Source organism: Aliihoeflea sp. PC F10.4 (genome assembly GCF_054612275.1).
In genome coordinates, this window is record NZ_JBTSWH010000001.1 from 2,217,278 (window position 1) to 2,230,125 (window position 12,848).

19 protein-coding genes are annotated in these 12,848 nt (G+C 63.6%); all 19 read right to left on the reverse strand.

Annotation, left to right across the window (positions count from 1 at the left end):
- Positions 1–168 carry a hypothetical protein gene (locus ACX82Z_RS11285; RefSeq protein ID WP_459588804.1) on the reverse strand — a complete coding sequence of 56 codons (168 nt, stop codon included), beginning with the start codon at positions 166–168 and terminating at the stop codon, positions 1–3.
- Positions 165–602, reverse strand: coding sequence for a phage tail terminator protein (locus ACX82Z_RS11290; protein WP_459588806.1), 438 nt, complete (start codon positions 600–602; stop codon positions 165–167). The genes ACX82Z_RS11285 and ACX82Z_RS11290 overlap by 4 nt, the downstream gene beginning before the upstream one ends.
- Positions 599–1,177: a phage virion morphogenesis protein gene (locus tag ACX82Z_RS11295; protein WP_459588808.1), complete on the reverse strand. Its 579-nt coding sequence runs from the start codon at positions 1,175–1,177 to the stop codon at positions 599–601. Before ACX82Z_RS11295 ends, ACX82Z_RS11290 begins: the two co-directional genes overlap by 4 nt.
- Positions 1,177–1,611 (reverse strand): gp436 family protein, encoded by a 435-nt coding sequence (locus ACX82Z_RS11300; RefSeq protein ID WP_459588809.1) that lies wholly within the window; start codon positions 1,609–1,611, stop codon positions 1,177–1,179. The genes ACX82Z_RS11295 and ACX82Z_RS11300 overlap by 1 nt, the downstream gene beginning before the upstream one ends.
- Positions 1,611–1,871, reverse strand: coding sequence for a DUF2312 domain-containing protein (locus ACX82Z_RS11305; RefSeq protein WP_459588811.1), 261 nt, complete (start codon positions 1,869–1,871; stop codon positions 1,611–1,613). Before ACX82Z_RS11305 ends, ACX82Z_RS11300 begins: the two co-directional genes overlap by 1 nt.
- Positions 1,871–2,461 (reverse strand): hypothetical protein, encoded by a 591-nt coding sequence (locus ACX82Z_RS11310; RefSeq protein ID WP_459588813.1) that lies wholly within the window; start codon positions 2,459–2,461, stop codon positions 1,871–1,873. Before ACX82Z_RS11310 ends, ACX82Z_RS11305 begins: the two co-directional genes overlap by 1 nt.
- Before the next feature lie 112 nt (positions 2,462–2,573).
- Positions 2,574–3,467 (reverse strand): Mu-like prophage major head subunit gpT family protein, encoded by an 894-nt coding sequence (locus ACX82Z_RS11315; protein ID WP_459588814.1) that lies wholly within the window; start codon positions 3,465–3,467, stop codon positions 2,574–2,576.
- A 9-nt stretch (positions 3,468–3,476) separates the two neighbouring features.
- On the reverse strand, positions 3,477–3,887 hold the full coding sequence (locus ACX82Z_RS11320) for a hypothetical protein (RefSeq protein WP_459588816.1): 411 nt from the start codon (positions 3,885–3,887) through the stop codon (positions 3,477–3,479).
- 1 nt (position 3,888) lies between these two features.
- Positions 3,889–4,974, reverse strand: coding sequence for a phage protease (locus ACX82Z_RS11325; RefSeq protein WP_459588817.1), 1,086 nt, complete (start codon positions 4,972–4,974; stop codon positions 3,889–3,891).
- Between the two features lie 355 nt (positions 4,975–5,329).
- Complete coding sequence (locus ACX82Z_RS11330; RefSeq protein WP_459588819.1) at positions 5,330–6,640, reverse strand: phage head morphogenesis protein; 1,311 nt, start codon at positions 6,638–6,640, stop codon at positions 5,330–5,332.
- Between the two features lie 3 nt (positions 6,641–6,643).
- The gene (locus ACX82Z_RS11335) at positions 6,644–8,182 is read right to left on the reverse strand and encodes a DUF935 domain-containing protein (protein ID WP_459588820.1); all 1,539 of its coding nucleotides are present in this window, start codon (positions 8,180–8,182) and stop codon (positions 6,644–6,646) included.
- Positions 8,182–9,522: a terminase large subunit domain-containing protein gene (locus ACX82Z_RS11340; protein WP_459588822.1), complete on the reverse strand. Its 1,341-nt coding sequence runs from the start codon at positions 9,520–9,522 to the stop codon at positions 8,182–8,184. Before ACX82Z_RS11340 ends, ACX82Z_RS11335 begins: the two co-directional genes overlap by 1 nt.
- The gene (locus tag ACX82Z_RS11345; protein WP_459588824.1) at positions 9,522–10,088 is read right to left on the reverse strand and encodes a phage protein Gp27 family protein; all 567 of its coding nucleotides are present in this window, start codon (positions 10,086–10,088) and stop codon (positions 9,522–9,524) included. Before ACX82Z_RS11345 ends, ACX82Z_RS11340 begins: the two co-directional genes overlap by 1 nt.
- A 1-nt stretch (position 10,089) precedes the next feature.
- The gene (locus ACX82Z_RS11350) at positions 10,090–10,380 is read right to left on the reverse strand and encodes a VpaChn25_0724 family phage protein (protein ID WP_459588826.1); all 291 of its coding nucleotides are present in this window, start codon (positions 10,378–10,380) and stop codon (positions 10,090–10,092) included.
- A gap of 15 nt (positions 10,381–10,395) precedes the next feature.
- Positions 10,396–10,707, reverse strand: coding sequence for a VpaChn25_0724 family phage protein (locus tag ACX82Z_RS11355; RefSeq protein ID WP_459588828.1), 312 nt, complete (start codon positions 10,705–10,707; stop codon positions 10,396–10,398).
- The gene (locus ACX82Z_RS11360; RefSeq protein ID WP_459588829.1) at positions 10,707–11,111 is read right to left on the reverse strand and encodes a DUF2730 family protein; all 405 of its coding nucleotides are present in this window, start codon (positions 11,109–11,111) and stop codon (positions 10,707–10,709) included. The genes ACX82Z_RS11355 and ACX82Z_RS11360 overlap by 1 nt, the downstream gene beginning before the upstream one ends.
- 3 nt (positions 11,112–11,114) lie before the next feature.
- Positions 11,115–11,540, reverse strand: coding sequence for a hypothetical protein (locus tag ACX82Z_RS11365; RefSeq protein WP_459588831.1), 426 nt, complete (start codon positions 11,538–11,540; stop codon positions 11,115–11,117).
- 7 nt (positions 11,541–11,547) lie between these two features.
- Positions 11,548–12,048, reverse strand: coding sequence for a hypothetical protein (locus tag ACX82Z_RS11370; RefSeq protein WP_459588832.1), 501 nt, complete (start codon positions 12,046–12,048; stop codon positions 11,548–11,550).
- A gap of 8 nt (positions 12,049–12,056) precedes the next feature.
- Complete coding sequence (locus ACX82Z_RS11375; protein ID WP_459588834.1) at positions 12,057–12,776, reverse strand: peptidoglycan recognition protein family protein; 720 nt, start codon at positions 12,774–12,776, stop codon at positions 12,057–12,059.
- Between the last annotated feature and the right edge of the window lie 72 nt (positions 12,777–12,848).

Below are 12,848 nucleotides of genomic sequence, written 5' to 3' on the forward strand. Positions count from 1 at the left end.
TCAGTCTTCCTTCTTCGCGGGTGCGGGCGGCACGGCTTCCGGCTGGGGCGCGGCGGCTATTTCCGGCCCATCGGACGGCTGGGTGCGCTCGACGAGCTTCGCCTTCTGGCTCTTGCCGGACTTGGTGTAGCGACCGCCGCTGCGGCCTTCGTAGGGCTTGTCGGTCATTCGACTTCCTCGATGATGATGGCGGTGGAGAAGACTTCGCGGTGCCAGACCCAGCCGGAGCGTGCGCGCAGCAACTCGCCCGAGACGTGTTCGATCGGAATTCCGGTATCCGCGTCGATCACCTTGCCGATGAGTGCTTTGCGAACGGCGCTCTTAAGCGCACCGATCTGGACAGCGGCGGCCGCACCTGTCGTGTCGGCAATGGCTTTCGTCACGATGACGACGGCCACGTCGACCTCGCAGATCTGCATGACCGGACCGCCGGTCGCCCGCTCGTTGGCCGAACTGGCCTCCTCCTCGATCAGTACGTATGCGGCCGGAAAGGCCTTCGGCGCGTCACTGATCAGCGAGAAGTCGGCTGCGCTGCCGACCATGCGGAAGACGGCGGGCGAAATGCCGTTGATCTGATCCTGGAAGAAGCGATCGATGCTCACTGCGCACCCTCCAGTTCGAGGCCTTCGGCGGCGATGGCGAGGATTTCGGTCATCTCCGTTTCGGTCAGGTAGAGGAACGGCCGCGCCGGGATCGTGATGGTGTGCGCGCCGACCGCGACGTTGCGGGTTTCCTTGCGCTTTGCCGCTTTGCGAACGAACCGGCGACGGCCCTTGCCGGTCGACAAGTGAATGTCTTGCCGACGATCGGGCATCTGAATTTTCGCGCCGAGCTGCTGGGCAGCGGCATAGTCGAGGTTCGTGCCGACGACCGCGAAGTCCGGACCGCTGTCACCAGTGATCGATGAATAGAGCCGGCCGGTAACGCGCAGCATGTGATCGTAGCCGCGCCGGCGGTTGGAGCGGCCGAGGCGCTTGTTAGCGGTGCGCGGCGACAGGCGCGGCCACTTGCCGCCCGGACCTGTCTCGCGCTCGATGTGCTGTTGTGAGGCCGTGACCATGAAACCGGCGATCGCCGACATGATGGCGGACGGATCGCCCGCAACGCGGATCAGCCTTTCCAGCGCCGGGCCGGTCGTGTCCTCGCCAACGCGTATCTGGATGCCTGGGACAGCCATCACGCGCCCTTCAGACTGTCACGGGTGAAGACGCGATCGGAGCGCTTGGCCTTGATCGCGCCGGTGCCGGACTGCGCCGGCTTCACGCCCTCGATGTCGAGATCGACGAGGCCGCGCGAGACGTCGCGCAGCCAGTCGATCGAGCCGCGATAGTTGATCGCGACGACGGTGTCCTTCTCGGCCGCGTCACCGTGCAGGTAATAGCGTGCGAGATCTGCAGCGACTTTCGAGAGGATGTCCGGAACGACGGTCAGCGGCAGCTTGTAGACCTTGCCGAGATACCCATCGATGCGCCCGCCGGCGTCTATGATCGCGCGCTCGACGACTTCCTCGTTGATTTCCATCGGCGGAATGTTTTCGCGATCGGTGAGCTGGACGAGTTCGTCACGGCCGTAACGCTTGATGAGCCCTTCTGTCGTGACGTAGCGCATCATCACGCCATCCCCAAAGCATTGAGGTAGAGATCGATGATCGCCTCGGCTTCCTGCCGCTCCGAAGGGTCCTGTTTGCGCAGCCGAATGATCTGCCGCACGGCACCGGTGTCGAAGCCAGTGCCCTTAAGCTCGGCGTAGACCTCCTTGATGTCATCGCCGAGGGCAACGCGCTCTTGCTCCAGGCGCTCGATGCGCTCGATGAATGAACGGAGCTGGCCTGCCGCAATCTCGTGCGTTTTCGAATCCTCGTCTGCGGCCATCAGAGGAACTCCACTTTCAGCATCGGCTCGCCAAGGATGAGTTCGAGCGCATCGACGCCGATCACGTCGACGCGGTGGTCGGTCGGCCGATCGGAATGGGCGATACCGGCACGCCGGAAGCCAGGGCGCGAAGAAACGATGCGGGCGATGACGGGCGTGGCGTCACCGTTCTGCGCCTGGAAGGCCGAGACGGCAGCCCAGACGCGTGGATAGAGGCGCTGAAAATCGTCCTCGGCCGTGGTGATAACCGCATCGATCGCAGCCAGATCGGCATCGCTGATGTCGCCGAGGTCGATACTCGCGGCGGGGCTGACCGGATTGCCAGCCCCGCTCACGGTTTCACTCGGGGGGATTATCTCGGGCTGGGGCGGCACGACGGAGACGCCCGTATCCGGCACGTCTCCGTCGCCCTCTCTCGCGGTGGTATCCTTGGCTGCAATGAACTTGGCCGCCTCGTAGATCCACTCGGCTTTGACGCCGTGCTGCCCAACGGCAGCGCTACCCAGCTGCTCGAACGTTGTGATGCCGGCAGCGTTGAGGCGCTTGGTCGTGGCCGCGCCTATACCGTTGATGCGGGTAAGATCGTCCATTTGGCGGGTTCCTTCGGGTCTTGCGGAAGCGGTCGGTGACCGTTTGCGAAAGACCCGCCGGCGAGACGAGGAACGCCGGCGGGTTTTGCTGACGCGCGGGAGGAGGTGCGCGTCAGCCAAGCCAGGGCGACATCAGCAACTTTGCTGTGCCAGCCCACTTGTTGCTCTCGCCGCCATTCACGAGCTGTGACTGGAGGATGCCCTTCGCCGAGCCTTCCAGCGCCGGCGGAACGACAAGCGTGTCGGGCACGAGGCCGAGCGGACGCCCGTGGTCGCCCTTCATGCTCGTGATGGCGAGGCGAGCGGCCTCGTAGGTTTCCGGCGTGAGCGGTTGCCTCGAACCGTAAGCGAATTGCCAGAAGCCATAGCCGGCGTTTGCGCGGCCATCGACGCCGTACTGGAATTCCTTCTTGCGGAAGACGTTCGGATCGTCGGGGCTGTCGAGCGAGACGAAGTCGAACGGCTTGCGCACCTGATAGATGATCGGCTTGATCGCGCGACCGGTGCACAAGAGAAACCACGGCGTTCCAGAGCCGCCGCCGGTATTCGAGACCGATACGGTCTTGCCCTCCGCATCGAGAACCGGGTGATCGGTGTCGAAGAAATACTGGCCATCGTAGCAGCGCTCGGAAAAGCCGTTCTTCAGGAGATCGAAGCAGAGCTGCTCGGGAAAGGCGGCGACCGACATGCCCATCTCGGTGAAGAGCGGACCGTAGGTGCCGAGCGTATCGTCCTCGATGTCGTCGCGATCGACGCCGATCGTCAACTCGAAGGAGCGATTCTTGATCGCGTAATCGCTCTCGGAGACGTTCTGGACGACGCGGTCACCGATCCACTCGCGCACGCCCGGCATCTTGTTGAGCCAGCCGTAGCGCTCCTCACGGGTCGACGAGGAAACGACGGTTGCGATCAACGCATACTGAGATACCGCCTGCGAAAGACCGCCTTGGAAGTTGGTCTTGAATCCGACGCGCAGGGCGTTGAGGTTGGGAGAAGTGATCTTCATGGCAAAGCCCTAGCGAAAATCGACCCAGACGCCGGCGGCGTCCACGTCATGAATCTTGCCGGCGAAAGACCGCGTGCCGCCGCCATCGGTGAGGGCGACCGTCTGGTCGTCGACGCCGTAGCAATCGGAGCCGATATCGGCTGCGGTGATTTCGTCGGCGGCGGCCGAGTTGTCGAAATTGAAGATGCCGCGGCCCGTGCGAACGAGGATGTCGCCGTCAGCGCCTTCACGATTGTCGAACTCGTTTTCCGAGCGGCCGAGGCCGCGCAGATTGTCGGCGGTTGCCATCGGCACCGCATGGCCGGTGGCGTCGACCGCCACCATCGCGCCAGCGAAGACCCGGACGCCGGCCTTTGCCGGCAGTTCGGTCATGTCGCCGGAGCGCGCCGTCGTGTTGCGTCCCTTGGTGAGCGCAGCCATGTCAGAGGGTCTCCTGGTTCGCGGCCTCGGCCGTCAGTGTCTTGGCGTACTCGGCCGGATCGATGCCAAGCGCGCGGGCGACCTCCGCCTGACCGCCGTCGAGCGGGGTCGGCTCGCCAGCTTTCGGGGTAGGTTTCGGCGTGACCTGCGAAGCGGTCAGGACCGGCGCGCCTGCCGTGAACGCCTCGAACTTCTGCAGATCGTTGCTCGCAAGCTCCATGCCCCACGCGCGAAGGCCGGGCGTCAGCTTGCCGTCCGAGATTGCCTTCTCGACGGCTGCGGTGGCTTTGTCGGCCGACAGCGCCTGCTGGAGCGTCTTCACCTGACCCTGTAGTTCGGTGACTGCAGCCAGTGGCACGTACTGCGCCGGGTCTGGCTTCGCAGTCGCCTTCGCGTTGAAGGCGGCGACGACCTCATCGGCCGAGGCAGTCTCGGCGACGCCGGCGGCGAGCGCCACCGTCGAGGCCTTTTTGTGCAGGTCCTGGATGGCGGACAAAGCCGCATCCTCCCCGCTGCCCGCGGCAAGGCCGAGGGCACTCAAGATCTTGTCCATGGGTTCTCCCTGTTCGGACGCGTCGTCGATCGAGAAATCTTCCGCGCTCGCCGCAACCTGGGCGATGTCGAGCGCGGGTGTATTGGTGATGGCGGCCATGCGGATGGCGAGCACCTTGCCGGTGCTCTTCGCTTGGATCAGAACCGGGCTGAGGTAACGGTACTCCTGAGCACGGATCGCCTCGGCGGCGGCAGCGGTCCATTCGACCCGGCCCCAGATACCGTCAGCACGAACCTGAAGCTCTTTGATCCACCCGGCCGCCTTGGCGGTACCGCCGACGCCGTCTTTCGCGCCAAAGACCGACTGATGATCGTAATCGACGACCAGTTCCGTCGTGCCGGCGATCTGCAGCGTGCGGTCGACGATCGCCTGCAGCGCCTCGGCGTGACCGGCGTCGAAAGGACCGCGGCCGTCGCGGGCACGGAACGTGCCGGCTGGGCAAAGCTGCACCCACGCGCCACCCGCCGCGATATCTGCGGAAAGCGGAACGAGGGAAGCGGCCAGTGCTGCGACGGTGGTTGTGGTTTTCGACATGCGCCGATCTAGCCGCGATCGGCGGTCAGCGTCGGCAGTCCGAATTCGGACGCCCGATCAGTCACCCGGTGCTCAGATCACTGCCGGGTCGGATGCCTTCATTACGCGGGAGAATAAGTCGGGCGTCAAAGTACCTTCAAAGGGGGTAGAAACGCCACGAACGGTTTTGATGCTACATCGGGCCGCTGGAGCCTGCAATGCGGCTTCACGGCCTTCTATTCCCATTTCTGCCTGCAAGAGCTATATTGGATGTGGTCGCCGTGACAACCGGGAAATCGTCGGTCCGGTTCGGTTGGTCGCGTCAGCGGCGAAACTGCTACGGGGAAGGTGACGTACCCCCTCGGCGACCAGTTCTTCACAATGCACCGGAAATGACTTCGTAGACTGAGTTTTTCAGAGCCTTTCGCGTCAGGATTCCAGCGGTGCGGAAGGCGTTGGTCGAGACGCGTTGAGCTTTCGAACCCTGCTCACGGATCTTCTGGACGAAATCCACCTCGACGACGAGCTTGCCCGCACGGCCGCTTTCACCAGGCAGGTCGAAGACGTAGAGCAGCTTGCCGTCACGCGTATCTCGCAGGATGGCCTTCGGCGCTGCGAAGATATCCGGCATGCGTGCGAGAATATCGGCCGGCGCTGCAGCTCCACGGCGCTTCTTCACATCGCGCAGCGCGTGACGAACCGCACGCTCGGAAACCGTGATCGCAGAGGATTGCGGCTGGATACCGCGTTTTCCCAGCTCATCGAGCACATGCTTGTCGAGGACACCAGCGACCTGGACTGCGCGATCCACCCGCTCGCCGCGCGATATGCGTCCGATCCAGTCAGTGAATTCAGGGTCGATCGCACGGGCGAGCTTGTCGCCGCCATATCCAGTCGCCAGTTCGGGCGGCGCATCGGCCAGCCGGTCCATGAGCGCCGAGGCGCGGTGCCCCGCCTTTCCTGGATTGTACGCCCAGCCGGCATCGATCCCGTCCGGGACACGGCTGATCTCGCCGGTGCGTCGGTTGACGAAGCTGCGGAACGTGTCTTCCGGCGGCTCGAACTGGAGCTTCTCGCCGGATCGCTGCAGCCGGTCGACGTCGCGTTGCGACAGGCTCTGCAGAGTACATCGGCATCCCCATCCATTCGGCGTTGCCCATGTGTTCCAATAGGGATGATCGACCGGCAGAACGACATTGTGCTGGCGCGCATGATGGGCGCGGCTGTTCGGATTGAGGAGGTTCGGATCGATGTGCACGTAGCGCAGGAAAGGCCGTAGCGCCTTGTTCCGCTCGAAGCTTGACCAGTGGCCGGCGGCATAAGAGACGCGCATGTTGGTGTTGAAGATCGTTTCCAGCCGTCGCGGGCTGCCGAGCTGCGCCGGTACCGGGACGCCCGTCGCCGGATCTTCGACCAGCTTCTTGCCCCACCACCCCTTATCCTGAAGGACCGGCGTCAGCTCTTTCGAAAAGTCCCGGAAGGTGCGGCCTTCCTTCAAAGCCTTTTCAAGCGCGTCGTGAATATCCTTCAGCACGTCGAAACCGGCCGAGCGGGCGACGGTGAACATCGCCGCATGTTCCTCCTCCCACGCATCCTGCCAGGAGAACGACGGATGCAGCGCGCGGCCTCGACGTTCAAGCGCACGGATCGCGTCGGCCGGCGGCAGCGGAATGAGGTCGACGGCCATGGCCTAATCCGTCAGCGTGTCGTCGACCTCGCCGGCAAGCCGCGCGGCGAAGGTGGCGCGGGCGAGCTGCTCGGCGAGAACCGATATGTCCATCGTGCCGAGCTGCGCGGCGAGGATTTCGCGCGCCTCCTCGATCGTGGTGGCCTCGGCGAGCCTTTCGGACAGGCCTTCGACGATCGGCGCGATCAGCGGCTCCCAGTCCGAGGCGGCCTCGGCCGCCGCATCGTCGACGGCATCCTCTTCCTTCAGCCTGGTCGAAAGCGCTGCTTGTGATCCCGGCTCAGGCTTCTCCGGTTCCGCGCCGGACGCAGCCGGTCGGCCGAGCAGTTTTTCATCCCTGCCCGGATCGGGCAGGCCGAGCTTGTCGCGGACCGTCGACATGCCGACCTCGCCGCCGAGCCGGACGAACTTGTCGACCCGGCTCATGAACTTGTCGAGGTCGACGTCCTCGGGCCTGCCGATCCGGATACGCGGATAGGCCTTCTGCCTGCCGTGGTTCAGGTCAATGAGCGGGCGGACGAGATCGCGGTTGATCGTGGCCGCCAGCTGGATCGCATCCGCCTTTTCGATATCCTCGCGCACCCTGTCATGCGTCTTCCCGACCGCGTGGCCGCCGGCGATCGCGTCCGTCGTCGCGGTCTGGCCGAGGACGAGCTTGGAGATCTGGCGATCGAGCCAGTCGGCCCGCTTTTCGTAAAGCTCATGATTGCCGGCAAGCTGCGCGCCGACGAAATCGATCGTCATGGATTGCGGCACGATCGCCGCATAGTCCGTGCCGATATTCGTTACCGCCTCAAGCAGAATTTCCTTGTCCTGCTCGCTTGCGCCCGAATCGTATTTGCCGAGGCGCAGCGGCTGGCCATAGGCCTCGCAGAAGATCGCCCAGTCCTTGACGGTGAAGGCCTTGAACAGGAACGCCCAGGCCGCGCCGCGGGCCAGACCGCCACGGATGGGAAGTCCGGACTTCGCCTTGGCGTAGTGGACGATCCAGCCGAACGGCTTCAGCGGTACGTCCTCGCCACCTTCACGCAGGAGAAGCGTTTCGCCGTCGATCCGGTCGAAATTGAACCAGCGCGGATCGCGCCATTTGAGCTGCGCCGGTCGCCACTGCCCTTCCGACGTGTCCCAGAGGATTTCAGTCGCGGAGAAGCCCTTGCCGAGGGCGTCAAGAATATCGCGCAGTTCCGCCTGGAAGGCGTCACGGCCGATGACTTCGCGGATCAGGTCGGCCTGTTCGATCGATTTTTTGTCATCATCGGCGGCCTCGACCGATATCTCCAGGCCCGCGACCTGCAGCTTCCGCGTGGCGAGCACGCTCGCATAGTGCTGATCGCGCTCCTCGATGTCCTCGGCAAGGGCGAGATACTGCTCCGGATCGTTCTCGATCGACGCACGCAAGAGACGGGCGAGCCGCCCTGGCGTCAGGCCGGCGGCTGGATGGAGCGCATCATGACGACGGATGCCGGCCGTCGTCGGTGCCGCCTGCTCGCGCTTCAGCGCCGACGTGTCGATCGGGCGGCCATACTGGTCGAGAAGCGCCATCAGAAGATCCTCCGCTCGCGCCGACCGGGCCGGCGATCTTCACGGTCGTTTTCCGCATAGGGATCGCGGCGCGACGGCGCGCGCTTGTACGTATATTCGTGCTGCGCGCCGCCGGCGGCGTTGACGGCGAGGAACATCGCCCAGGTCCGATCGGCATGGTCATCGTCGCGTTCGGCGACGAACCGCGGCGCGCCTGTCGCCGAGGCGACTTTGCGCAGCTTGTGCAGATCCGAGCGAAGCTTCACGTCGCCTTCGCGGATGCGGATCGTGCGGTCCTCGAACCGCTCCTTGCCGGCAGTCGCCATGACGAGCTTGTTCGGGCCGGTGAACAGCACGCCCTCGACGCGGCTCGCGCCGTAGCGGCGCTGGGCATCTTCCACCGGCTTTTCGCCCATTCCCGTCTGATCCATGCAGACACGGCCGACGCGATATTTCACCATGACCGCATCCAGTTCCGCGTCCTGTGAGGCGAACGTAGCGCGCTTCAGCTCGATACGCTCGCGATCCCACAACACATCGCCGATCTGCTCCAGCACTTGAATGACGAACAGATCCTCGCGCCGGCCGATATCGACGCCCACGAAGCAGACGTTGCCCTGGTAGCCGTCCGGATCGCCGGCACTGGGCTCCTCGCATGAGGTGATGAGGTCATAGGACAGCCAGGCGCTCGCCTCGTCGAGATACTTAAGCTCGTATTCCTGCGCCCAGGCATCCTCGTCTGCGAGGCCGGCGCGCAACTCCTCGATGTCGCGCGGCAGGCCATCGTCCACCGCCTGATAGATATCGACCGAATGGCGCGACCAGGTATCGTCATCGGCCGTGTCCAGCTCATAGAACTTGCCGGACTTGCCATTGGGAGTCGACGTGACGCGCAGCTTCCATCCGGCCGAGATGACCGGAAAGAGCGCTTTCCAGATTGCAGCGGAATCGCGATGGAAGGCGAACTCGTCGAGAAAGACGTTGCCGGAAAAGCCGCGTGCCGTGTCCGGATTTGCCGGCAGCGCCGTCACACGGGAGCCATGCGGAAAGACCAGTTCGAGCGCGTTGTACGTGACCGCGCCGATGCTGTATTCGACCGGGAGTTCCTGAAACGGCAGGCCGTAAGCCTTGGCGTGGATCTTGACGCCCTCGTCCATAGCCTCTTTTGCTTGGCGTTCACCACGCGACAGGATCACCCATCGGGTTCGCGCCTGTTTGACGACGTGTTCGAAACAATCGTCGACGCTCTCCAGCGTCGTGGTGAAGGTCTTGCCGGTCTGGCGGGCGAACTTGCCGAGTTTAAATCGCGACTGATCTTCGAGCCAGCGGCGCTGATAGGGGTAGAGGATCGGCGATGCCATCATTCACCCCGATACGCTTTGCGGATGAGACCGAGGACCGATTCCAAATCGACAACGTGTCCGGCCTTGCCGGCTTCGTCGGTTGCACTTTTCACGGCCTCTTCCAGCTTCTTTTCAGCCGCCTTCATCGCCTTTTCCTTCAGGCTCGCCGACAGGTGCTGTGCGGCGACCGTCTGCTTGTAGGCGGATGCCAGCTCCTTCACGTCCTCGGGCGATCGCGCCTCGTCAATCAGCTCGTCAATCAGTGTCTTCAGGAGTTCGCCAAGAACGATGTCCTGCTCGGCCATGGTCTCCGGCGTGATCTTGTCGACGATGCCGGCATAGATGGCGTTGCGCTCGGCGATGCGGTCGGCACGGCGCTTCAGGCGAACGGATCGCCGGCTGAATGCGCTTTTCGAGACCGGACCTTGCCCCTTGACCGCGAGCCGGTCATTCAGCTCGAACAGGATATCAGCCTGCGTGCGCTCGCGCCCGTTCAGCTGGGCGAGCGCCCACACGACATCGTCCTGGCAATCCTCTGGCAGGAGGTCGAGCGAATCGAGGACGCGGCGCTCGCGGGCCTTCATGTCAGTTGCCCCGCGACCGTGCGGCAATGCCGTCGATGTTGGAGCGGCGCTCGAAATGTTCGAGGCCGGTGCTGGTGATGGCGACGACAAGGACCGGACCGGCTTCGGTCAGGCGCACGGCTCCCAGCTCCTCCATTTTGCGCAGTTGCGTTCGCAGCCACTCACGGCTCCGGCCAAAGCCGAGCGACGTCAGCGCATTGTCGAGGATGACCTCGTTGAGGCGGCCATCCGGTTGCTTGTTAAGTTCGCCGAGGATCGCAAGGCGCGCCTCGGTCACGAATGGGTCGTTCATCGTTTTCTCCTCGTCTCAGTAGGGTCCGGCACCGGGACGTTTGATCCCCGGAATGACATGGCGGCGTAGGACGTGGTCGACGCCGCCTTGCGTCAGTTGGCAGATGACGACGCCGGCCTCCTGATGACACTTGATCGCGCCGGCTGAATTCTCCAACCAGGCCAACTGCGTTCGCACATATCCACGGCCACGGTTGATCGCGAAGCGCGATGCCAAAAGATCATCGATCATCGAATCCGACAGGCGATAGTCGTTCTGTTCGGCGAGCAGCCGAAGAGTGGCGAGGCGTGCCGACTGGTCGTAAACATCGTCGAAACCGGAGAACACTAGGCCACGCCTCCACGCTGGCGCTGGGCTGCGCTGTACATGAATTCTTCGATGCGTGAGACGCCGTTCGCCGTCGCCTGGACGGTGATGTTGGTCGAGCGCACCTCACCTTCGAGACGCGTGAATGACAGCTCCAGACGATGATGGTCTTCTTTCGTCGGCCGGTTCTGAAGATCCTGCTCTACGGCGACCAGACGTTTGTCGATATCGCTTAGTTGCTGGCGAACGACGTCGACGCCGGCCGAGACATTCGTCATCTTCGCACCATCGACCACTTTGGCCTTGTCTCCGATAAGCGAGAAGCCAGTCGCCTTCAGGATGAACGTCATCACGAACACGGTCAGGATGACGCCGGCGCTCACCGCCGGCGCTTGCTCCATCGCAAAGCGCATTAACTGGTCCATCTCTTACTCCTGCCGCCGCAGGCCGAGATGAATGGCCGTCACAAAGACTGCCATGGCGATGACGGTGTTGGTTCGTGCCGAGATCGGCGCCGTCGAGACCGAAGACCAAAACGATATTGCGATTGTTGTCCAGATGCCGGCCGCGAGCGCCATTGCAATGAAACGCAGCGTGCCAGCGAGGCGCGACGGCCAGAATGCGAGCAGCTGTACGGTCACGATCCCGCCGATGATCCAAGCCCAGCCATTCGGCGGAAGAGCGGAAAACGCTGCGTATCTCGGCAGCGAGAATTCTTCCGGCTGCGTCAAGAGGAACTGCAGCCAACCGAGCAGCGCCAGAAGGCTGAGCCACTCGATGGGCCGAGCCGCATCGTGGTGTAAAACGTCAGCAAGGATGCGGGCCGCCCGCGCGCGAAAGTCTTCCTGCACCATGGCCTCCCTACTGACCCGTAGCGGTTACGGGGGCCGAGACCTGGCTGTCATCGTCTACCAGGGCGTCCTCGATGCGCGCCTCGATCATTTCGATGACATCGTCGCGCGACTTCCCGAAATACTTCAACGCACCGGGAATGCTGCGCAACGCATAGTCGGCCGCGACAGCCAACGCCTGATTTTTGACTGCGATCGGAATGCCGGCCCGCGCCCGATCGCCGACTTTCACGATCGCGAACCCGATGGCACGGTTGAGGACGCTTTCAACTGCAGCGCGGTGAAACGCGTCCATCTTCAGCCCGATCAGACTGGCGAGTTTCAAGGCCAGCCACAGACCAATACCGAGAAGGACGAGCGCGACGATCGGCGTGACAAAGTCCCAGATGGCGAAGGCTGCCGGTCCGGCGTCGATGATCGTCTGCGCCGCCGCCGGCAAGATGATCGCCAGGAAGATGAGGCCGACGCCGAGCGCCAGCGTGATGAGGGAAGCGAAATGTCTGATGAGCATCGGAGGTCCTACTCGAAAAGGCCGCGCAAGCGGGCGACCGTGGGAACGTCGAAGTTGCCGTCGACGGTGAGACCGGCCCAGATTTGGAAGGCGCGGATTGCGGCGCGGGTGCGAGGACCGACGATCCCGTCGACCGGACCGAACTGGTATCCGGCACGCAAAAGCAGGCGCTGCAGGTAGGCATCGCGCGTGTCAGGGCCGATCGGGACGGGCTTCATGTTCGGCAGCGGTGCGGCAATGGTCCACTCGCCGCGAATATCTGCCGGCCGAAGCCCCTTGGACGCGGCCCATGGAATGATGTCGAAGCACGGGCACTCTTTCACCCATTCGGACCGGGTGATGATGCCGTTCAGATCGGCGTCAGGAGACAGGTCGCGGTGGCCGCAAACCTTCGCGTCCGGAAAGCGGTCAGACAGTTCGAACAGGTGCGCTTCCAGCGCATACATCTGCGCATCGGTGGCGTTGTTCTCCGCGCGGCCACGCGCATCGACGCCGCCAACCAGAGCAACGCCCACCGCGATCGAGTTGAACCCGGCGACATGTGCGCCGACCTCGTCCATCGGACGGCCGAATTCGATAATGCCGTTGCGCCGGATGATCGTCTGATAGCCGGTATCACGCCAGCCCAAGGCCAAGTGCATGGCTCGCACTTCCCTCACGCCGATGTCCATGGACGGAGGCGTGGCAGTGACATGACCAACGAGAAGGGTGGTTTTCTTGCGAAGCATAGCGCGAACCCGGTTAGGGTCCGGTTTTGGACTACGTCCCACCTGCTGTATGCTATCCTAAATCAGATAGCC

Excerpts from the sequence above, each read along its gene's own strand:
- ACX82Z_RS11285 (WP_459588804.1), bottom strand. The coding sequence starts at position 168 with ATGACCGACAAGCCCTACGAAGGCCGCAGCGGCGGTCGCTACACCAAG.
- ACX82Z_RS11295 (WP_459588808.1), bottom strand. The coding sequence starts at position 1,177 with ATGGCTGTCCCAGGCATCCAGATACGCGTTGGCGAGGACACGACCGGC.
- ACX82Z_RS11300 (WP_459588809.1), bottom strand. The coding sequence starts at position 1,611 with ATGATGCGCTACGTCACGACAGAAGGGCTCATCAAGCGTTACGGCCGT.
- ACX82Z_RS11305 (WP_459588811.1), bottom strand. The coding sequence starts at position 1,871 with ATGGCCGCAGACGAGGATTCGAAAACGCACGAGATTGCGGCAGGCCAG.
- ACX82Z_RS11310 (WP_459588813.1), bottom strand. The coding sequence starts at position 2,461 with ATGGACGATCTTACCCGCATCAACGGTATAGGCGCGGCCACGACCAAG.
- ACX82Z_RS11315 (WP_459588814.1), bottom strand. The coding sequence starts at position 3,467 with ATGAAGATCACTTCTCCCAACCTCAACGCCCTGCGCGTCGGATTCAAG.
- ACX82Z_RS11320 (WP_459588816.1), bottom strand. The coding sequence starts at position 3,887 with ATGGCTGCGCTCACCAAGGGACGCAACACGACGGCGCGCTCCGGCGAC.
- ACX82Z_RS11325 (WP_459588817.1), bottom strand. The coding sequence starts at position 4,974 with ATGTCGAAAACCACAACCACCGTCGCAGCACTGGCCGCTTCCCTCGTT.
- ACX82Z_RS11330 (WP_459588819.1), bottom strand. The coding sequence starts at position 6,640 with ATGGCCGTCGACCTCATTCCGCTGCCGCCGGCCGACGCGATCCGTGCG.
- ACX82Z_RS11335 (WP_459588820.1), bottom strand. The coding sequence starts at position 8,182 with ATGGCGCTTCTCGACCAGTATGGCCGCCCGATCGACACGTCGGCGCTG.
- ACX82Z_RS11340 (WP_459588822.1), bottom strand. The coding sequence starts at position 9,522 with ATGGCATCGCCGATCCTCTACCCCTATCAGCGCCGCTGGCTCGAAGAT.
- ACX82Z_RS11345 (WP_459588824.1), bottom strand. The coding sequence starts at position 10,088 with ATGAAGGCCCGCGAGCGCCGCGTCCTCGATTCGCTCGACCTCCTGCCA.
- ACX82Z_RS11350 (WP_459588826.1), bottom strand. The coding sequence starts at position 10,380 with ATGAACGACCCATTCGTGACCGAGGCGCGCCTTGCGATCCTCGGCGAA.
- ACX82Z_RS11360 (WP_459588829.1), bottom strand. The coding sequence starts at position 11,111 with ATGGACCAGTTAATGCGCTTTGCGATGGAGCAAGCGCCGGCGGTGAGC.
- ACX82Z_RS11365 (WP_459588831.1), bottom strand. The coding sequence starts at position 11,540 with ATGGTGCAGGAAGACTTTCGCGCGCGGGCGGCCCGCATCCTTGCTGAC.
- ACX82Z_RS11370 (WP_459588832.1), bottom strand. The coding sequence starts at position 12,048 with ATGCTCATCAGACATTTCGCTTCCCTCATCACGCTGGCGCTCGGCGTC.
- ACX82Z_RS11375 (WP_459588834.1), bottom strand. The coding sequence starts at position 12,776 with ATGCTTCGCAAGAAAACCACCCTTCTCGTTGGTCATGTCACTGCCACG.